Raw genomic sequence first — 18,269 nt, forward strand, 5'->3', positions numbered from 1 at the left:
GGTCTCAGGCGCCGGACTCGCGGGCTACCCAGTCGGCCAGCACCTGGGCGCAGGCGGCCACGGTCTCCGGCCAGGTGCGGGTGGAGTTCTCGTCCGCGTCGTCGCTGACCTGCTTGATCAGCCGCACCGGCAGGCCCAGTCGCTGGGCGGCGGCGGCCACCGCGTAGCCCTCCATGTCGACCAGGTGGGCTCGCTGGGCCAGGGCGTCCCGCTGGGCGCCGTCCGCCACGAAGGTGTCGCCCGAGGCCAGGGTGATGTCCCCGGGGGCCGAGAGGTGGATCGGCGCTCCGTAGGTGTTGCCGGTGAGCCGCAGCAGCAGCTCGGTGTCGAGGTCGTGCTGCACGACGGTGCTGATCTCGTGCAGGCCGTGCAGACCGGGCCGCAGCGCACCGGCCGTGCCCAGATTGATCAGGCTCGCCGGGCGGGGGCCGCCGGCCACCGCACCCAGCACCGCGCCGGTGGTGTTGATCTTCCCGATCCCGGTGATCAGGACCGGCAGACGGCCGTCCAGGAACTGGGCCTCCTCCGCGACCGCGACCACCAGGAGGGGCCGGTCGCTGCTGACGGTACCGATGAGCTGTTCAGTGGTCACGGCTACTGCAATATCACGCTCCACCCGCGGTCCGGGGCCCGAGGGGCGACGCACCGGCGCGGGCCGGTCCACGCCGGTGCGCCAGAATGCCACCGTGATGTTCCGACGCCGTGACCTGTCCGGCCGGCCGCTGCCCGAGCTCTCCGACCGGCAGCTGATGGCTCGGTACCGCTCCGTGCACCCCGAGATCGACGCGGACGACAACCCGCAGGGGCGGGCCGAGCTGCTGGCGGCGCTGGCCGAGGAGGCCACCCGGCGCCGGCCGGACGACGACTCGTTCTGGTACGACCGCGGCATGTACGCCAAGTGGCGGGCCGACTGGGCGCACTCGGCCGAGTTCAGCCGCCGGGCCCTGGAACTCATCCCGGACCATCACCGGCAGGAACAGCCGGCCGCCTGGAACCTGGGCATCGCGGCCACGGCCCTGCGCGACTGGCCGACCGCGCGGGCGGCGTGGGAGACCTTCGGCCTGGTGCTGCCCTGCGCCGCGCTCCCGAACGAGGCCGTGACCGCCGATTTCGGCCCCGCCCCGGTGCGGCTGAACGCCGAGCCCCGCTTCGCCGGGCAGGAGCCGTTGTCGATCGACGGCCAGGTGTGGGAGACCGAGGTGGTGTGGACGCAGCGCCTGTGCCCGGCCCGGGCGCAGATCGTGAACGTGCCCACGCCGCAGTCCGGGCACCGCTTCGGCGACATCGTCCTGCACGACGGTGACCCGGTCGGCTCGCGCCGGATCGACGGGCAGGAGGTCGGGGTGTTCAACGAGATCATGCTCTGGGAACGCAGCACCGTGCCCACCCTGACGGCCCAGGTGGTGGCTCCGGCCCCGGACGACGTGGAGGAGCTCACCGACCTGCTCCCGGCCGCCGAGGACTGGGGGCAGACGGTGCGGATGCTGTGTACGGCCTGCAGCGAGGGCAATGCCGTACCCGGTCACGACCACAGCGCGGACGAGGTGTGGGCGCCGGAGCGGGAGGTCGGGATCTCGGCCGAGCCGGACGAGGCCCGGGAGGTGCTGGAGCGCTGGGCGAGCGACGCGGAGGGGCGGGCGGTGCGCGCGCTGGAGGTTGCGCTGAACTGAGCGGGCCCTGCCGGGCTGGTCGTTTCCGGCCCGTATCCTGGACCTGTGTCTGTTCGCCGCGCCTCACGTTCGCGCTCGGCGGTGTTCGCCCCCCTGGGCGAGGTGGGCCGGGCGGTCCGGGTCGAGCAGCGCCTGGCCGACGCGATCCGGGTGGGCCTGCTGGCCGACGGCGAGCGGCTGCCCAGCGAGCAGGAGCTGGCCACCATGCTGGGCGTGGCCACGGTCACCGCCCGCGAGGCCCTGCAGGCCCTGCGGGACAAGGGGCTGGTCACCACCGTACGGGGGCGCGGGGGCGGCAGTTTCGTCCAGCGGCCGCACAAGCTCGACGAGCAGGTGCTGGCCCAGCGCCTGGCCGGGATGTCCCGGGTCGAGCTGCGCGACCGCGGCACCCTCTACCGGGTGATCCTGGCCGGTTGCGCCGAGCTGGCCGCGGAGTTCGCCGACGAGCAGGACGTGCAGGAACTGCGCGAGCTCGCCGCCCCGCCCGACCGCGAGGACGTGGCCGCCTGGCGCCACCTGGGCATCGAGTTCACCCTGGCGGTGGCCGCGCTGACCCAGTCGGCCCGGATGACCCGCGAGATGATGCGGCAGGAGGCCGAGTTCGGCGTGCTGCTGCGGCTGTCGGCGCGCACCCCGCAGCAGGCCGGGGAACACCACGCGAACCTGGTCGACGCACTGGCGAAACACGACGGTGACGCGGCCCGGCGGATCGTCCAGACCCAGGTGGACGCCGCGCTCGCAGGTCTGGCCGAGCTCCACCGCACGGTGCGATGATGCGGCGGTGCGCACCGAGACCACAATGGGTGCTCTTGCCCGCGATGTCTCCGACCTCTTCGAAGGTCTCTTCGTAGCGCTCGAGGACATGCGGCAGTGCCTGGCCGGGCTCTTCGCCCAAGGGCCGGCCGGGGCCGAGGCCGTGGTCGAGGCCCTGCGTGAGCGGGCCCGTACGCGACTGGACGCGGGACTCGTCCTCGGTTGTGGGTTCGTCTCCTCGAAGGACGCGCTGGCCGACCGCTCGCTGTACCTGGCCTGGTGGCAGGGCGAGGGCCGGCGGCTGCTGGGGGAGGCCGGCTCACCCGACGGCGACCTGCTCGACTACACCCGCCGGGAGTGGTTCCGGGTGCCCGAGCGCACCCGGCAGCGTCACGTCACCGGCCCCTACGTCGACTACGTGTGCACCGACGAGTACGTGGTCACCCTCAGCCAGCCGGTCGTGGCGGGTGACCGGATGCTCGGCATCGTCGGGGCCGACACGCTGGTCGAGACGCTCGAGGACGTGCTGCTGGCCGGGCTCGGGGCGGCCGGCGCGACCCTGGTCTCGGACCACGGGCGGGTGATGGTCTCGGCCGACCACCGGCTCGCCGCAGGCAAACTGATCGACTTCGCCGACTGCCGGGAGCGCACCGGGTGCGGCGACCTGCCGCTGTCGTTGGTCCGGGTTGTTACAAGTTAGGTCACCTCTGGACGTTTAAACATCTGGTCCCATAGGTTTAAAGGGTGCAGTCAACCCCACCCGTCGTCCTGCGCGCCCTCACCAAGCGGTTCGGTGAGGTCGTGGCCGTGGACGGCCTCGACCTGACCGTCCACGACGGCGAGTTCTTCTCGATGCTCGGGCCCTCCGGGTCGGGCAAGACCACGGTGCTGCGGCTGATCGCCGGCTTCGAGCGGGCCAGCTCGGGCACGATCGAGCTGGACGGCCGCGACGTCACCGCCACCGCCCCGTTCGAGCGCGACGTGAGCACCGTGTTCCAGGACTACGCCCTGTTCCCGCACCTGAGCGTGCTCGACAACGTGGCCTACGGGCTGCGCGTCCGCCGGGTCGGCAAGCGGGAACGGCATGCCCGGGCCCGGGAGATGCTCGCCCTGATGCGCCTGGAGCACGTGGAGGCCCGCCGCCCGCACCAGCTCTCCGGCGGCCAGCGCCAGCGGGTGGCCCTGGCCCGGGCGATCGCGGTGCGGCCCCGGGTGCTGCTGCTCGACGAGCCGCTCGGCGCACTGGATCTCAAGCTGCGCGAGCAGATGCAGGTGGAGCTGAAACAGCTGCAGCGCGACCTGGGCACCACGTTCGTCTTCGTCACCCACGACCAGGAGGAGGCCCTCAGCCTCAGCGACCGGGTGGCGGTGTTCGACCAGGGCCGCATCGTTCAGGTCGGCACCCCGGCCGAGATCTACGAGCACCCGGTCTCCCCGGGTGTGGCCCAGTTCGTGGGCACGTCGAACCTTTTCGACGCCGAGTCGTCGCGCCGGCTGTTCGGCCTGGAGGGCAGCCACGCGCTTCGGCCCGAGAAGATCCGGCTGACCGAGCAACCGGTCGAGGACGACGCGGAGATCCGGCTCCAGGGTGTGGTCACCGAGTCGATCTACCTGGGGGCCGCCCACCGGGTTCACCTCCGGCTGGACGACGGAACCCCGCTCGTCGTACTCGAAACGACATCCCAGTCCCGAGAGGACCGAGGCGCGAAGGTGACGGCCTGCTGGAACCGCCGCGACCTCGTCCCTCTGGAAACGAGAACCCCTGCCGAAGGCGAGATGAGCACGCAATGAGGAGAAACTCCCGCACCGCCGGTGCGCTGGTGTCGATGCTGGCTCTGACCGTCCTGGCCGGGTGCGGCGGGGACGGCGACGGTGACAGCGAAAGTGCCCAGGCCCTGACCGAACTGGGCGAGAAGGAGGGCCAGGTCTCGATCCTGGCCTGGCCCGGCTACGTGGAGGACGGCACCAACGACCCGGAGGTCGACTGGGTCACGCCGTTCGAGGAACAGACCGGCTGCCAGGTCACCAGCAAGACCTACGGCACCTCGGACGAGGCGCTGAACCTGGCCAAGAGCGGCGACTACGACGTGGTCGCGGCCTCCGGCGACCTGTCGCTGCGACTGGTCGCCTCCGGCGAGGCGGCCGCCGTGAACACCGACCTGGTGCCCAACTACGCGGGGGTCTTCGACTTCCTCAAGGACACCGAGTGGAACACGGTGGACGGCGTCAACTACGGCATCCCGCACGGTTACGGCGCGAACCTGCTGCAGTACAACGCCGACGTGGTCACCGAGCCGCCGACCTCCTGGGGTGCGGTGTTCGAGGAGTCGGAGCTGGCCAAGTACAAGGGCAAGGTCACCGCCTACGACTCACCCATCTACATCGCCGACGCCGCGCTGTACCTGATGAAACACGACCCGGACAGCGGTATCACCAACCCCTACGCCCTCGACCAGAAGCAGCTCGACGCGGCCGTGGCCCTGCTGAAGACGCAGCGCGAGTACGTGGGCGAGTACTGGTCGGACTACCTGAAGCTGATCTCCGCGTCGGAGACCGGCGACACCGTGGTGGGCACCACCTGGCAGGTGATCGTCAACGCGATCGGCAAGGACAACATCAGGGCGGTGCTGCCCGAGGAGGGCTCGACCGCCTGGAACGACACCTGGATGCTCTCCTCCCAGGCCGAGAACGTGAACTGCGCCTACGCCTGGATGGACTACATCGTCAGCCCGAAGGCCAACGCCCAGGCCACCGAGTACTTCGGGGAGGCGCCCAACAGCGAGGCGGCCTGCGCCGAGACCACCGACCCGAAGCACTGCGAGACCTTCCACGCCGGCGACGAGGAGTTCTCCCAGAGCCTCTGGTACTGGCGTACTCCGATCAAGAAGTGCCTGGACGGCCGGGACGTCGAATGCACCGACTACTCGCAGTGGACCGCGGCGTGGACCGAGATCAAGGGCTGAGCCGCCGCACGGGCGCTCTGCTGGCCCGGCGCCCGGTCCTGCGCCTGGGCCTGCTGATCGCAGCCCCGCTGACCTGGCTGGTCGCGGTCTACGTGGTGGCCCTGGCCGCCCTGCTGGTGACCGCGCTGTGGCAGGTGGACAGCTTCACCGGCGACCTCGACCGCAGCACCCTGTCGCTGGACAACCTGCAGACCGTGCTCACCGGCAGCCTCTACCGCACGGTGACCCTGCGCACCGTGGGCGTGGCGGCCCTGGTCACCGTGATCGACGTGCTGATCGCCCTGCCGATCGCGTTCTTCATGGCCAAGGTCGCCTCACCCCGGTTGCGCCGGGTCCTGCTGATCGCCGTGCTCACCCCGCTGTGGGCCAGCTACCTGGTCAAGGCGTTCGCTTGGCGGGCAACGCTTTCCGACGGCGGGCTGCTGGAGTGGCTCGGTGCGCCGATCGGCCTGCAGAGCCCGGGCTACGGCCTGACCGCGGTGGTGATGACCCAGGCCTACATCTGGCTGCCCTATGTCATCCTGCCGATCTTCGCCGGGCTGGAACGGGTTCCGGACTCGCTGCTGGAGGCCTCGGGCGACCTGGGCGGCGGCACCGGCCACACGCTGCGCTGGGTGGTGCTGCCCCTGCTGTTCCCGGCGATCATCGCGGGCTCGATCTTCAGCTTCTCACTGACCCTGGGCGACTACATCACCGTGAACATCGTGGGCGGGGCCAGCCAGATGCTCGGCAACCTGGTGTTCGTCAACGCGGGGGCGGCCAACAACCTGCCCCTGGCCGCCGCCGTCGCCCTGATCCCGATCCTGGTCATGCTCGCCTACCTGGCCGCGGTCCGCCGCACCGGAGCCCTGGACAACCTATGAGCCTCAGCCGCACCGCCCGCCGCGTCCTGGCCGGCCTCACCGTGCTGGTCCTGGCCGGGATCTACCTGCCGCTGCTGGTGGTGGTGATGAATTCGTTCAACACCGACCAGGCCATGACCTGGCCACCCAGCGGCCTGACCCTGGAGTGGTGGCGCCGCGCCTGGGGCAGCGCCGGAGCCCGCGACGCCGTCCTCACCAGCCTCCAGGTGGCCGCTCTCTCCACCGCGATCGCACTGGTCCTGGGCACCCTGCTCGCCCTGGCCCTGCAACGCTTCTCGTTCTTCGGCCGCAACGCGGTGAACCTGCTGGTGATCCTGCCCATCGCCCTGCCCGGCATCGTCACCGGCATCGCCCTGAACAACGCCTTCCGGGGCATCATGGGCCTGCGGCTGACGCTCTTCACCGTCGTCGTCGCCCACGCCACCTTCTGCATCGTCACCGTGTTCAACAACGTCCAGGCCCGGCTGCGCCGCCTCGGCGCCACCCTGGAAGAGGCCTCGGCCGATCTGGGGGCCGGGCCGTGGACCACGTTCCGCCTGGTCACCTTTCCCCAGTTGCGCTCGGCGCTGCTGGCCGGGGCCCTGCTCGCCTTCGCCCTGAGCTTCGACGAGATCATCGTGACCACCTTCACCGCCGGCAGCGGGGTGCAGACCCTGCCGATCTGGATCCTCAACAACCTGTTCCGGCCCAGCCAGGCGCCGGTGGTGAATGTGGTTGCGGTGGTGCTCATCCTGATCTCGATCATCCCGATCTGGATCGCCCAGCGGCTTTCCGGGGTGAACGAGCTGACCAGCGGAACCCGTTAACGGCCGGTGCGACCGTCGATCAGTTCCCGAATGATATCCGCGTGCCCGGCATGCCGGCCGGTCTCCTCGATCATGTGGGTCAGGGCCCAACGGACGCTCGGCGCACCTCGGTGGGAAAGCGGGGCGCCCGGGTCGGGACAGTTGTCCAGGACGGCATTGGCCTGCGCGACCGTTTCCCGGTAACGGGCAACCACTTCGGCGACGGTGTCGGTCTCGGCTGCCCGAAAGGTGGCTTTCCAATTGCGGACGCTCGCCCCCAGGAACGTCGAGCGCTCCACCTCGGTGAGGTGGTTGAGTAGACCAAGGAGATTGGTGCCCGACGGCACCGCGGCCTCGCGTACCTGTGGTTCGGGGGCGCCCTCCACCTTGGCGGCGACCGAGGTGCGCAGGTAGTCGAGAAAACCTCTCAGCACCTCGATCTCGGTATTGCCCGTTCGGGGTGGGGGAGTGTCACGGCGGCCGGGCATCAGGGACGGCTCCGGCGGATCACCAGGACGTGATCGATCACCTCGGCGGTCTGCCCGCCCGGCCCGGTGGCGGTGCGCCGGGGTGAGTCGGCGCGCTCCACCGTCCAGATCTGCGGATCGAGGTCCAGACCGGCCGCGATCTCGAGCGGTCCGGGAAAGCGCGCTTCCGGGTCCTGATTCCAGGACCAGGGGGCCGACGAGCCGTGGTCGACCACCAGCAGTCGCCCGCCTGGGCGCAGGGCCGAAGCCGCCGAACGCAGTACCGCAGAGCGGTCCAGGTCGAACGGCGTCTGGAAGTAGTGCGCGCTGACCAGGTCGAACTGGCCGGCCGGGAAGGAGTGGGCCAGGTCGTGCTGCACGGCGGTGATCGGCAGCCCGAGTGAACCGGCGAGTTCGGCCAGTCGCTGCACCGCCACGGGGGAGATGTCGGTGGCGGTGACCTGCCAGCCCTGACGAGCCAGCCACAGCGCATCGCCACCCGACCCGCATCCGAGGTCGAGAGCGTCCACAGGCTCGAAATCGGTTGCCAGTTCGACCAGACGGGCATTCGGCCGAGGATCGGTGACGGTGGGCCGCCCGGAGTACAGGCTGTCCCAGAAGGTCAGCGGATCGTCGTGGTTCGTCATGCCCGCAGTCTCGCCACGCAGGGCCCGGGCTGGCACGTCTTCTTGCCGATCCGGCAAGCTGGACGCCGTGGATCCGGAAACCGAAGACGTCCTCAGCACCGTCGGGGCACGGCTGCGCACCCTGCGGCGGGAGCGCGGCATCACCCTGGCCGAGGTCTCCGTGACGACCGGGATCTCCGAAAGCACACTGTCCCGGCTGGAGAGCGGGCAGCGCCGGGCCACTCTGGAACTGCTGCTGCCGCTGTCGCGGATCTACCGGGTGCCGCTGGACGACCTGGTCGGCGCCCCGCGCACCGGCGACCCCCGGATCCACCTCAAGCCGATCGAGCGGTTCGGCATGACGTTCATCCCGCTGTCACGTGATCCGGGCGGTGTGCACGCGTTCAAGATGATCATTCCGGCCCGGTCCGAACCCCTGGAGCCGGAGCTGAAGACGCACGAGGGCGGTGAGTGGTTGTACGTGCTCTCCGGCCGGCTGCGGCTGGTGCTGGGCGACCGGGACATGACGCTGCCGCCGGGCGAGGCGGCCCAGTTCGACACCTCGCTGCCGCACTGGCTGGGCAGTGCCGACGGGCGGGCGGTGGAGCTGATGATCCTGTTCGGGGTGCACGGGCTGCAGACCCACGTGCACTGATCAGGTGATCGTGGCCCGGAAGGTGGTCTGGTAGAGCGCCTCGATGTCGTCCGGCTCCAGCCCTGAGCGGGTGGCCTGGAGCAGCCACTCGCGCAGGCTCTCGCGCAGCTCCTGGTGGGTTTCGAGCAGGTTCGGGCCGGATGTGCGGGTGACGAACGTGCCCACCCCCGGCCGGGGTGCCACCAGGCCCTCACGCTCGAGTTCGCGGTAGGCCTTGAGCACGGTGTTCGGGTTGATCGCGAGCTTGGAGACGACCTCCTTGACCGTGGGCAGCTGGTCGCCCTCGGACAGCAGCCCGAGCCGCAGGTTCTGCCGTACCTGCTGCACGAGCTGCAGGTACGGCGAGACGCCGGACCCGGCGGACAGGTAGAAATCGATCACTGTGCATCTCCAATGAACTAATCACCTAGCACTATAGATGATCGTTCCGGCCTGGGCCGTTTGTCCCGCTTTCGTCCCCGCATGCGGGTGGTCCGATGCGTCCCTACGATTCGATCATGACGGAGTTGCAGACCCCTGAGCAGCGCCCCGTGTTCGGGCCGCTGAGCCGGCAGTTCCCCGCAGACCAGCCGCTCGACGAAGACCGCGCCCGCAGTCGGATCTCGGCCTACGTCTACGGCAACATCCTGGTGCTGGCGGCCGTCATCGGCACCGTCGGCGCGCACGACCACGACAAGTCCTGGCTGGTGGTGCTCGCCGCGGTCCTGACCACCTACATCGCCCACATCTTCGCGCACAACGTGGGTGAGCGACTGGGCCGCACCCCACGCGAGCACGCCGGGCACCTGCGCCAGGAAATCCGCGATGCAGTGCCGATTCTCAGCTCGGGGGTGGCGCCCACCCTGATCTTCGCCGGACTCGCGCTGCACCGCTTCGATCCGCTGGCCGCCGAGATCGCCGCCGCCGGTCTGGTCATCCTGCGCCTGGCCGCCACCGGTCTGGCCGTCGAGCGCCTCAGTGGCCGCCGCACCTCGGCCGCCACGCTGTGGAGCGGGATCGGCATCGCTGTCACCGGTGCGGTCATCGCGCTGATCAAGGTGAAGCTGTCGCACTGAGCCGCGCCAGCACGAACTGGGCCCCTTCGTCGCGCATGCCGTTGGTGAAGTAGGAGATATGCGGATCGAACTGGCCGCCCGACTGGCAGACGAAGTCGTGGGCCACGCAGTAGCTGCGCAATCGGTCGGCGAACGCGTCGAGATCGCCGGCCGAGCGCGGCCTCAGCATCCCGTTCACGCTGCGGTCGTAGGTGCCCGCGTTGAACGGCTCGCTACCCACGAACCGCGGATCGCCGTAAACCACCGCAGCTGCGACGTTCTCGGCTGCTCTTGAGTCGAGTTCCGCTTCGTCCTGACCGGCATCGCGCCGATCGGGGCTGATCAGCGCATCCCCGACCACCAGAGCGCCCTGCGAGAACCCCATCACCACCGAACGTTGTTGCGGGCACTGCTCGGCTGCTGAGTTCAGCTCGTTCAGTACCAGACGCACGCCATCGTCGGCACTTTCACCGAAGTAGGCGTCTCCGGGAGCAGTGCTGAGCGACTCGGCGCTGGCCGGGTAGGGCACGTCGTAGTGCCTGGTTCGGCCCGGATGGGCCGCGGCGATCTGCTCGGCCACCGGCCCGAGCAGGTTCGAGCCGTCCAGGGGCTCACCCGTGCCCCGCACCGTCACGATCAGGTAGTCGTTGCACTCCATGGTCGGGGTGTTTGAAGACGTCGGTGGGCGGCTCGGGCTCTCGTCGTCGCCGCATGCACTCAGCAGCATCAGAGCCGACAGAGCGGCGACGGTCCAGCGGGTCACGGCTTTCCTTTCGGGGATAGGTGACGTCCGTTGTTCCAGCCAACCACGGGGCCGCGGCGCTCGCCCTGCGAACATAAGCGCTTGGATCCACCCGCTGCGGGCGCTAGCTTCCCAACCATGCCGATCGTGCCCGTCGCCTACGCCGTGTCCCGCTGGGGTGAAGACCCCTGGTCACGCGGTTCCTGGAGTCTGATCGGCCGCCACGGCAGTCCGGCCGACAGGGTTCAATTGGGGACGCCGGTGGGCACCCGCCTGCGGATCGCCGGGGAGGCGACCCATCCCACTCGCTCGGGTATGACCCATGGAGCGTATGAGAAGGGTGTCGAGGCGGGGATCTGGGCTGCGGAGCTCGGGCACCGGCGGGTGGCGGTGGTCGGCGCGGGGATGGCCGGGCTGGGGGCGGCCCGCGAGCTAATGGCCCGGGGAGTGTCGGTGCAGGTGTTCGAGGCTCGCGAGCGGCTGGGCGGGCGCACCGCGGGGGTGGACCTCGACGGCTGCACCTTCGACCTGGGGGCGAACTGGCTGCAGCAGTACGACGAGAACGTGCTGGCTCGCCTGGCCGAGCGCCTGGGCCTGACCACGACGGTGACCGACTTCAACGACCCACGCGAACCGGGGCCGGTCGCTTCCGAGGCTGGGCTCGAGCAGGCCCTGCACGACCGGCTGCAGGCTGCTCCCGCCGGGGCCTCGGTGGCCGACGTTCTCAGCGAGTGGCTGCAGAGCCCCGAACCCTGGACGCCGCTGGCCATCCGCCGGTACGTGGACGCCGAGATCACCATGGACACCGGCGCCCCGCTGGAGTGGCTCAGCGCCCGCCACGGCTTCGAGGCCGGCGTGGGCGAAGGCGACGCGTGGATCACCGGCAGCTATCGGCTCCTGGTGGACCACCTGGCCGACGGGCTGGACGTGCGCCTGGGACACCCGGTGCAGAGCATCCGGGTCGAGAGCGACGGTGTGCACCTGACCGGGCTCGCCATCGACCACCGCGCTGACGCGATCATCGTCACCGCACCCGTCAACGTACTGGCCGCCGACGTCATTCATTTCGAACCGCCCCTACCGGCCGCCCACCGCGCCGCCCTCGGCCGCCTGGGCATGGGCCGGGTGGAGAAGGTGATCCTGCGCTTCGACGAGCGCTTCTGGCCCGAGCACACCAGCGGGTACTACCGGATCCACGGGCCGGACGAGGGCTCGGTCAGCGAGTGGCTCGACGCCACCGCGGCCGACGGCAACCCCACGCTGGTCGGCCTGTTCGCCGGCCCCTGGCTGGATGCGCTGTGGGCCCGCCCCGACGCTGAGATCGCCGGGGCGGCCGCCCAGATCGTGCATTCAGCGGGCTGGTGAGCTCATGAGGTGATCGCCGACTTCACGAAGGCGAATTCCTGAGGAGCCAGTTCCCGGGAGCCAAATTCTTCCCCAGTCAGCAATTCTGTGCCGGGGATGCTCACGGTTGCAGCCGTAGGGCCGTGGTTGATGACCGTCACCACGTCTCCCCGCCGGGCGACCTCGACGCCCTCGGGGAGGTTCTCGATCACCGGGGCGACGGAGGCTTCGTGCAGGAGGCGGCCGATCACGGCGTCGAGGCCGGCCGGGTCGGGCATGGTGCCGACGTACCAGGCCTGACCGCCGGATTCGTGCACGCGCCGGGTGAGGGCCGGGCGGGTGGCGGAGGGGCCGGTGCGGAAGGTGGCCAGTACTTCGGCGTCGTCGGCCCAGAGGGCCTCGGCGAAGTGGGTGCCGCGCAGGGTGGTGCCGTCGGCGAGGTCCAGCTCCACGTGGTCGCTGCTGCTCGGGTGGTCACCGCCTGAATCGATCTCGGCGGTACCGGCGCGCTCAGCGATGGCGGTGGCGGTGGGCAGGGGGAGGGCGCGGAAGTCTTCCAGGCCGACGCCGAGGACGGGGCCGAGCTGCTGCAGGAACCCGCCCAGGCGGAAGCGGTCGTTGGCGTCGACGATGTCGCTGAACGGGCCGGCGCACAGCACGCCCCCGGACTCGACGAACCGGGTGAGGGCGGCTGCGCCCTCGTCGCGCAGCAGGTAGAGGAACGGCGCGATGGCCAGGTGGTGGCGGTCACTCACCTGTTCCGGCGGCACGATGTCGACCATCACGCCGCGGCGGTGCAGGGCTCCGTACCACTCGCGGACCAGGCTGAGGTAGTCGAGCGTGGTCGGGTGGTCGGGGTTTTCGATCGCCCACCAGTTCTCCCAATCGAATACCAGCGCAACCCGCGCATCCTCGTCCTTGGGTTGAGGTAGTTCTGGCAGGGCGGCCAGCTGCCCACCGAGCGCCGAGGCCTCCTGCCAGGTGCGGGTGCGCGTACCGGCGTGGGGAAGCATTGCCGAGTGGAACTTCTCGGCACCGGCCCGGGACTGGCGCCACTGGAAGTAGAAGATGCCGTCGGCCCCGCGGCCGACCGACTGTGCGGTCTCGGCTGCCAGCTGGCCATCCTGTTTGGAGACGTTCGTACGTCGCCAGTTCACCGCGTCCGTTGCTTGTTCCATCAGCAGCCACGGGGTGCCGGGCTTGAGTGAGCGCATCAGGTCACGCTGAAAGGCGGTGTTGCGCGGGCGTTGCGGATCCAGCGGGTCGGGGTAGCAGTCATCGGTGATGACGTCGATGTGTGGGGCCCAGGACTGGTAGTTGCCGGGCTTGAAGGCACCCATCATGTTCGTCGAAATCGGCTGGGTGGCTCCGGCGGCGCGGATGATGTCGCGTTCGGCCAGGTAGCACTCGAGCCACATGTCGCTCATGAACCGGTGATAGTCGAGCAGCTGGGCGGGGTTACGGCTGTAGGGGGCCTTGAGCGGGGGCATGACTTCCTCCCACTGGCCGTAGCGCTGCGACCAGAATGCCGTGCCCCAGGCATCGTTCAGCTCGGCGATGCCGCCGTAGCGCTTCTGCAGCCAGCCCCGGAAAGCAGTCTGCGCCGCGTCGGAGTACTCCGACGGCAGGTGGCATCCGTATTCGTTGTTCACGTGCCACATCACCACCGCCGGATGATGGGCGTAGCGCTCGGCGAGCTTGGTGACGAGCTGCGCAGCCAGGCGGCGGTAGGTCGGTGAGGCGGGGGAGTAGTGCTGGCGGGACCCGTGCCAGTAGGTAGCGCCGTTCTCGTCCACGGCCAGCACATCAGGGTGCTCCACGCTCATCCACGGCGGCGGGGAGGCCGTGGCGGTGGCCAGGTTGACCCCGATCCCGGCCTCGTGCAGCTTGCCGATCACCCGGTCGAGCCAGTCGAAGTCCCAGGTGGTGGGCGTCGGCTGCAGGCGGGACCAGGAGAAGATGCCCAGGCTGACGGTGGTCACGGAGGCTTCACGCATCCGCTCCACGTCCTCGTCCCAGACGTGTTCCGGCCACTGCTCGGGGTTGTAGTCGGCGCCGTAGAGCATGGGTACGTCAGCGTCCTTGCCACTCGGGGGTTGCGAACGGCACCACTTAATCAGGCAGTGGGCGTCTGCTCTAGCCCGCGGTCCAGCTCAGCATCCGCCCCTGCGACCAGCTCCGGCCCACCGCCTCGACCTGCATCTTCGAGCCCTCCAGCAGGGCCAGGCCGATGATGCTGTGCCCGGAGGCGCGCCGGTCGCCGAACGTGGGCACGGCCGGGGCCACGCCCACGCCCTCCACCGAGATCCAGGCCAGCGGACGCGTGGCGGCGGCCTCGTCGAGGCGGTGCAGGAAGCGTAGCCGGTCGTCGAGGGCCAGGTCCCTGAGGGCCCAGGTGGTGAGGACGATCGGGAGGACGTCGGTGGGCACCTGGGCGAGGGCGGTGGGCAGGGTGTCGAGAACGTCGCCCTTCACCAGCACCGGGGGATCGGTGGCCGCTAGGTCGAGTTCGGCCTCGAGCAGCCGGAGCTGCTCGCGCTGGGACGGCTCGACGCAGGCCCGCAGCCAGCGGGCGTCCTCAGGTTTGCTCGTGTCGATCGGATCCGGGTCAAGGCCTACGCGAGCGGCCACTCTGGGCATCGGCCAGGTCGGCAACGGAGCCTTCCCCACTACCGAGGCCGCAAGCTGGACGGGAGACGTCGCGTCTCCCAAGAACTGCCCGTTGCTGTAGGCAATACCGACGCGGCCGACGTTGAGATTCAGGCCGGCCGAGCACATCACGTCGACCAGACCCACCGTTTCGGCGCCGGCCCGGTGGGCTGCCTCGGCGATCACCGGCCACAGCACGGCGTACCGCCCGAATTCGTCGGCCTGCAGGGTACGGCGGCCGAGCAGCTCCACCACGTGCTCGGGGTGCGACAGCAGAGCCTGGATCGCTGCCGGTGCGGCGGCTTCGGCATCGTCGGCCGCGTACGCCCGGGCCAGCGGTTCGGCCCGTCCGGACAGGGCCAGGTCGTGAAGGGCCGCGAAGACCAGGGCGGGTCGTCGTTTACGGCCGGGCGCCCCTTCGACCACGGCCAGAGCTTCGTCGGACTCGCTCAGCGCCCGGGCAACCCTCTGGTAGAGAGGGTTTTTGGCATTGGCCGCGGAATCGGCGAAGCGTTGGAAGTCCTGCCTGGTCCGCGTGGCCATCTCAGGGGCCGACTTCGACGTCGTGCCGCAGCTGACGCCACCCCCGCAGGTTGCCCAGCTGCTTCTCGGTGGCGGTGATGGGGCGGGCCACGTGCTCCAACGGGCTGGCGTGCATGGGTTTTGCCGAGACCAGCCGATCGTAGAGCTCGAGATCCTTCGCGGTGTCACGAATTCCGTCGTGCGTCAGGTACGAGACGCGGGCGCAGCGAGCGGAACTGATCTTGAGGACGTCCTCGGGCTTCAGTTGTTCGTCGTCCCCGACGTACGGCGTGTGCCACTGCCCGGCCTCGAGCTCGACCGGCGTGGAGGCATGCATGGCCGTCCGCATCGCCTCGGCGCAGGCGCGGATCTCGGGCTGGGCCAGCGGGCTGCAGCGCTGCTCGTAGAAGTTGTCCCACTCGGTGGAGGTGACGATGACGGTGTGCCACATGAAGGGCTCGAGCAGGCGGTTGCTGATCTGCTTGTGCAGGCCGGCGGCCAGTAGTTCACCGGCGGCCGCCACCGCCGCGTCGCGGGCGCGCAGCCAGGCTTTCTGGGCCAGTTCGAGATCCTCGCCCTGCAGTGGCGCGGCCGCCTGCATGCCCGGCTTGTTCGCACCCCATTCCAGGGGCAGCGCCGGATCGTCCTGCACGGCCGCGATCTGCTTGGCCACCGGGATGGCCCGCGAGCTGGCCGAGTTCCGCGAGAACACGCGGTGGGTGTTGAACTCGGCCAGCACGTAGCGGTGCATCTTCGCCTCGATCGTGGTGAGGCGGACGCCGGACGGGCTGATCGAGTCGGCGACGACCCGGGCGGACGGCTGGGACATGGGGGTGGACCTCCTGGGACTTGTACGGCGCCCGAGCCTACGAGTCCAGGGGCAGAACGACAGAATTGAGGACGGCGCCGGGCCCGCTTCCGGCACCCAGGCGCCGGCGTGCGGGTCCCATGTCCCGGCGCCGCCCTCAACCGAAACCTGCGGATCGGGTTGCTAAGCCTTCAACCCGCCCGCAGGAACCTGGTCACGGGACGATCAGACCTGCGGTCTGGCTGCGTGCCCGCTCGAACCGGGCCTGTACGTCGGCCCAGTTGATGATGTTCCACCACTGCTTGACGTAGCTGGCCTTGTCGTTGGTGTACTGCAGGTAGAACGCGTGCTCCCACATGTCGAGCATCAGCAGCGGCACCATGCAGGTGGCCACGTTGCCCTGGTGGTCGTACAGCTGGACGATGTGCAGCCGTTTGGCGATCACGTCGTAGGTCAGGATCGACCAGCCCGAGCCCTGGATGCCCAGTGCGTTGGCGGTGAAGTGGGCCTGGAAGGCGTCGAACGAGCCGAAGAACTCGTCGATCGCGGCCGCCACCTCGCCGGTGGGCTTGTCGCCGCCGTCGGGCGACATGTTCGGCCAGAACACCGAGTGGTTCACGTGTCCGGCCAGGTGGAAGGACAGGTTCTTCTCGTAGGCGCCCAGGGCCCCGAACGACTGCTTCTCCCGGGCCTCGGCGAGCTGGTCGATCGCCGTGTTCGCGCCGGTGACGTAGGCGTTGTGGTGCTTCGAGTGGTGCAGCTCCATGATCTTGCCGGAGATGTACGGCTCGAGCGCGGAGTAGTCGTACGGCAGTTCCGGCAGGGAGTAGTCGGCCACTTCGTCCTCCTGTTGCGAACTCTTGGCAACAATGAACCTAGTCTTGTTGCGAAAGGTTGGCAACAACCGACGTCCTCTGGTGTTGGGCTGTTCAGGTGGCTCGCGCTCACGTCGCCCCCGAGGGCGCCGACCGACAGCCGGAACAGGCCTGCGAACGCCGGCCCGCGACGTCTGACGGAGGGTCCGACCCGTGACACCCCTGGGCCCTGACTCGGTCCTGCCGACCAGCCCCCTGGCCCTGAACGGCCGTCCCGTTGTGCGTTGTGGTGTCTGCGAGCGCCGCTTCGCCACGGTCGACGAACTGGGCACTGCGCTGCCTGCGCACGTCGGCATCGACGGCGAACCCTGCCCGGCCAACCCGACGCTGCACTTCCAGCCGCACCTGCGCCGGTGCCGGGACTGCCTTGCCCACGTGCAGCCGCTCTACCTGGAGCAGTACGGCGAGTACCTGCCGCAGCACAATCGCTCGCAGGGCACCGAGGAGTGGGCCGTAGAACCGTGCCCGGGCAGTGGCAAGACCGCCGCAGTGGTGGGCCCCGGTGAGCTACCCCGCCAGCGCCCGCCTGCCTCGGCCAGCCCGCCTTCCGGGATAGATCTCAGGCGCGGCGGGCTGCCGGTCTGGCTGACCCCGTTCCTGAACGCCCTGATCACCTGGGCGTTCCTGGTGGGCGCGCTCGTCGTCGTGGTCAGCGTGCTCTGGCTGATCGTCACGCTGACTCAGGACGACGGCACCGCCCAGGCCCTGCTTACTTGGCGGGCTTGAACGTCTCCGTGACGATCTCGAAGTCGTCCAGGCGGGACTTCCAGTCCCCCTCCGGAATCGACCACACCAGGGCGTAGGCCCGCTGGTCGCTCACCCGCATGTTCCGGTTGATCACGTGCAGCGGGTTCCCGTTGGACGTCGTCCAGGTGTACTCCCAGTCGGCCGCGTTGTAGTCGCGGTACTTGATCCGCTCCAGACTGATCAGCTCGTAATCCCGGAGCCGCTGCCGCACCGAGGGTTCGTTCGCCTGCCAGTCCTTGAGCGCGTCGTCCTTGGGCTCGGTGGTGGTGTCGACCTGCAGGTAGGCGCCGCTGTCGGGGTCGCGGAAGTACACGCTGCTGTTCTTGGTCGAGCGGTCCCAGCCCTTCGGCAGCGCGACGCTGAAGCCGGTCGGGTCTTTCCGCACCGCGAAACCGTCGGGCAGGGCATCCGGATCAGAGGACGTCGCACTCGCCTTGGGCGTGGTGGGCTCGGCCGCCGTGGTGGTGGCGGGCGCGCTCGTGTCTTCGGGCGAAGCAGAGGACGTCTGCGCCGGCTTCTCCCCGTCGGTCGCCGTTGCGCTGATGGTGGGTTCGGCAGCAGGGGTCTCGTCCGGATCGTCGGGCTGCAGCTGGAACAGGGCGAAGGCGATGGACGCAAGCACGGCCGCGATCGCCAGCACCACCAGGAAGCGGCGCCCTTCCGGGGGAAGACTGCGCGCGTTCCCAGGTCCGGATGTGGCCCCCGGAGGTGCGGTGGCCGGTGTCGGGGTGGCCGGGGGCGGGGTGATTGCGGACGGGGTGGTCGC

At 69.8% G+C, this 18,269-nt stretch carries 20 protein-coding genes and 1 pseudogene; 11 read left to right on the top strand and 10 right to left on the bottom strand.

The genetic code is table 11. From position 1 onward, the window contains the following. Window positions 1-4: 4 nt before the first annotated feature. The gene (locus LWF15_RS21385) at window positions 5-592 is read right to left on the bottom strand and encodes a nucleosidase (protein WP_232812654.1); all 588 of its coding nucleotides are present in this window, start codon (window positions 590-592) and stop codon (window positions 5-7) included. 94 nt (window positions 593-686) lie between these two features. On the opposite strand from LWF15_RS21385, the gene LWF15_RS21390 reads away from it, so the two are divergent. Genes LWF15_RS21390 through LWF15_RS21420 form a run of 7 tightly spaced genes read left to right on the top strand, consistent with a single transcriptional unit; the run spans window position 687 to window position 7,055 of the window. Next, complete coding sequence (locus LWF15_RS21390) at window positions 687-1,670, top strand: tetratricopeptide repeat protein (RefSeq protein ID WP_232812655.1); 984 nt, start codon at window positions 687-689, stop codon at window positions 1,668-1,670. Window positions 1,671-1,715: 45 nt separating this feature from the next. After that, window positions 1,716-2,444 (top strand): FadR/GntR family transcriptional regulator, encoded by a 729-nt coding sequence (locus LWF15_RS21395; RefSeq protein WP_232812656.1) that lies wholly within the window; start codon window positions 1,716-1,718, stop codon window positions 2,442-2,444. 7 nt (window positions 2,445-2,451) lie between these two features. After that, window positions 2,452-3,123, top strand: a complete 672-nt coding sequence (locus LWF15_RS21400; protein WP_232812657.1) for a cache domain-containing protein — start codon at window positions 2,452-2,454, stop codon at window positions 3,121-3,123. 44 nt (window positions 3,124-3,167) lie between these two features. Next, window positions 3,168-4,214: an ABC transporter ATP-binding protein gene (locus LWF15_RS21405; RefSeq protein WP_232812658.1), complete on the top strand. Its 1,047-nt coding sequence runs from the start codon at window positions 3,168-3,170 to the stop codon at window positions 4,212-4,214. After that, on the top strand, window positions 4,211-5,386 hold the full coding sequence (locus tag LWF15_RS21410; RefSeq protein ID WP_232812659.1) for an extracellular solute-binding protein: 1,176 nt from the start codon (window positions 4,211-4,213) through the stop codon (window positions 5,384-5,386). Before LWF15_RS21405 ends, LWF15_RS21410 begins: the two co-directional genes overlap by 4 nt. Then, window positions 5,335-6,249 (top strand): ABC transporter permease, encoded by a 915-nt coding sequence (locus LWF15_RS21415; RefSeq protein WP_269810568.1) that lies wholly within the window; start codon window positions 5,335-5,337, stop codon window positions 6,247-6,249. The genes LWF15_RS21410 and LWF15_RS21415 overlap by 52 nt, the downstream gene beginning before the upstream one ends. Then, entirely contained in the window at window positions 6,246-7,055 is an 810-nt protein-coding gene (locus LWF15_RS21420; protein ID WP_232812661.1) for an ABC transporter permease, read from the top strand. The genes LWF15_RS21415 and LWF15_RS21420 overlap by 4 nt, the downstream gene beginning before the upstream one ends. Here the strand turns inward: LWF15_RS21420 and LWF15_RS21425 are convergent. Together LWF15_RS21425 and LWF15_RS21430 are read right to left on the bottom strand one after the other, a co-directional pair. Then, the gene (locus LWF15_RS21425) at window positions 7,052-7,522 is read right to left on the bottom strand and encodes a DinB family protein (protein ID WP_232812662.1); all 471 of its coding nucleotides are present in this window, start codon (window positions 7,520-7,522) and stop codon (window positions 7,052-7,054) included. The genes LWF15_RS21420 and LWF15_RS21425 overlap by 4 nt on opposite strands. After that, complete coding sequence (locus tag LWF15_RS21430) at window positions 7,522-8,148, bottom strand: class I SAM-dependent methyltransferase (protein ID WP_232812663.1); 627 nt, start codon at window positions 8,146-8,148, stop codon at window positions 7,522-7,524. The genes LWF15_RS21425 and LWF15_RS21430 overlap by 1 nt, the downstream gene beginning before the upstream one ends. 67 nt (window positions 8,149-8,215) lie before the next feature. Between LWF15_RS21430 and LWF15_RS21435 the strand changes: the two genes are divergently transcribed. Then, window positions 8,216-8,782 (top strand): helix-turn-helix domain-containing protein, encoded by a 567-nt coding sequence (locus LWF15_RS21435; RefSeq protein WP_232812664.1) that lies wholly within the window; start codon window positions 8,216-8,218, stop codon window positions 8,780-8,782. On the opposite strand, the gene LWF15_RS21440 is transcribed toward LWF15_RS21435, so the two are convergent. Then, the gene (locus LWF15_RS21440; RefSeq protein WP_232812665.1) at window positions 8,783-9,163 is read right to left on the bottom strand and encodes a GntR family transcriptional regulator; all 381 of its coding nucleotides are present in this window, start codon (window positions 9,161-9,163) and stop codon (window positions 8,783-8,785) included. A gap of 116 nt (window positions 9,164-9,279) precedes the next feature. On the opposite strand from LWF15_RS21440, the gene LWF15_RS21445 reads away from it, so the two are divergent. Further along, window positions 9,280-9,837, top strand: a complete 558-nt coding sequence (locus LWF15_RS21445; RefSeq protein ID WP_232812666.1) for a hypothetical protein — start codon at window positions 9,280-9,282, stop codon at window positions 9,835-9,837. On the opposite strand, the gene LWF15_RS21450 is transcribed toward LWF15_RS21445, so the two are convergent. Continuing rightward, the gene (locus LWF15_RS21450) at window positions 9,815-10,579 is read right to left on the bottom strand and encodes a cutinase family protein (protein ID WP_232812667.1); all 765 of its coding nucleotides are present in this window, start codon (window positions 10,577-10,579) and stop codon (window positions 9,815-9,817) included. The two genes, LWF15_RS21445 and LWF15_RS21450, sit on opposite strands and share 23 nt — an antisense overlap. 117 nt (window positions 10,580-10,696) lie before the next feature. Here LWF15_RS21450 and LWF15_RS21455 point away from each other — a divergent pair, with 117 nt between their 5' ends. Next, window positions 10,697-11,923: a flavin monoamine oxidase family protein gene (locus LWF15_RS21455; RefSeq protein WP_232812668.1), complete on the top strand. Its 1,227-nt coding sequence runs from the start codon at window positions 10,697-10,699 to the stop codon at window positions 11,921-11,923. A 2-nt stretch (window positions 11,924-11,925) separates the two neighbouring features. Here the strand turns inward: LWF15_RS21455 and LWF15_RS21460 are convergent, their stop codons facing one another. The 4 genes from LWF15_RS21460 to LWF15_RS21475 form a co-directional block, all read right to left on the bottom strand. After that, window positions 11,926-13,968 (bottom strand): beta-galactosidase, encoded by a 2,043-nt coding sequence (locus LWF15_RS21460; RefSeq protein ID WP_232812669.1) that lies wholly within the window; start codon window positions 13,966-13,968, stop codon window positions 11,926-11,928. A gap of 70 nt (window positions 13,969-14,038) precedes the next feature. Continuing rightward, window positions 14,039-15,094 (bottom strand): DUF2332 domain-containing protein, encoded by a 1,056-nt coding sequence (locus tag LWF15_RS21465; protein ID WP_232812670.1) that lies wholly within the window; start codon window positions 15,092-15,094, stop codon window positions 14,039-14,041. Between the two features lies 1 nt (window position 15,095). Next, window positions 15,096-15,902, bottom strand: coding sequence for an FAD-dependent thymidylate synthase (locus LWF15_RS21470; RefSeq protein ID WP_232812671.1), 807 nt, complete (start codon window positions 15,900-15,902; stop codon window positions 15,096-15,098). 193 nt (window positions 15,903-16,095) lie between these two features. Then, a complete protein-coding gene (locus LWF15_RS21475) occupies window positions 16,096-16,719 on the bottom strand; it encodes a superoxide dismutase (protein WP_232812672.1) in 624 nt (207 codons plus the stop codon). 190 nt (window positions 16,720-16,909) lie between these two features. Between LWF15_RS21475 and LWF15_RS21480 the strand changes: the two genes are divergently transcribed. After that, window positions 16,910-17,482 carry a hypothetical protein gene (locus tag LWF15_RS21480; RefSeq protein WP_232812673.1) on the top strand — a complete coding sequence of 191 codons (573 nt, stop codon included), beginning with the start codon at window positions 16,910-16,912 and terminating at the stop codon, window positions 17,480-17,482. On the opposite strand, the pseudogene LWF15_RS21485 reads toward LWF15_RS21480, so the two are convergent. After that, a pseudogene (locus LWF15_RS21485) lies at window positions 17,466-18,269 on the bottom strand (photosystem II reaction center PsbP family protein); the annotation flags it as partial. The gene LWF15_RS21480 and the pseudogene LWF15_RS21485 sit on opposite strands and share 17 nt — an antisense overlap.

Origin of the sequence: Kineosporia rhizophila (genome assembly GCF_021277265.1) — a bacterium.
Taxonomy (GTDB): domain Bacteria; phylum Actinomycetota; class Actinomycetes; order Actinomycetales; family Kineosporiaceae; genus Kineosporia; species Kineosporia rhizophila.

What these genes read in the sequence shown, in the direction of transcription:
- LWF15_RS21410 (WP_232812659.1), top strand. Translation starts at nt 4,211, where the DNA reads ATGAGGAGAAACTCCCGCACCGCCGGTGCGCTGGTGTCGATGCTGGCT.
- LWF15_RS21415 (WP_269810568.1), top strand. Translation starts at nt 5,335, where the DNA reads ATGCACCGACTACTCGCAGTGGACCGCGGCGTGGACCGAGATCAAGGG.
- LWF15_RS21420 (WP_232812661.1), top strand. Translation starts at nt 6,246, where the DNA reads ATGAGCCTCAGCCGCACCGCCCGCCGCGTCCTGGCCGGCCTCACCGTG.
- LWF15_RS21425 (WP_232812662.1), bottom strand. Translation starts at nt 7,522, where the DNA reads ATGCCCGGCCGCCGTGACACTCCCCCACCCCGAACGGGCAATACCGAG.
- LWF15_RS21430 (WP_232812663.1), bottom strand. Translation starts at nt 8,148, where the DNA reads ATGACGAACCACGACGATCCGCTGACCTTCTGGGACAGCCTGTACTCC.
- LWF15_RS21445 (WP_232812666.1), top strand. Translation starts at nt 9,280, where the DNA reads ATGACGGAGTTGCAGACCCCTGAGCAGCGCCCCGTGTTCGGGCCGCTG.
- LWF15_RS21455 (WP_232812668.1), top strand. Translation starts at nt 10,697, where the DNA reads ATGCCGATCGTGCCCGTCGCCTACGCCGTGTCCCGCTGGGGTGAAGAC.
- LWF15_RS21460 (WP_232812669.1), bottom strand. Translation starts at nt 13,968, where the DNA reads ATGCTCTACGGCGCCGACTACAACCCCGAGCAGTGGCCGGAACACGTC.
- LWF15_RS21465 (WP_232812670.1), bottom strand. Translation starts at nt 15,094, where the DNA reads ATGGCCACGCGGACCAGGCAGGACTTCCAACGCTTCGCCGATTCCGCG.
- LWF15_RS21470 (WP_232812671.1), bottom strand. Translation starts at nt 15,902, where the DNA reads ATGTCCCAGCCGTCCGCCCGGGTCGTCGCCGACTCGATCAGCCCGTCC.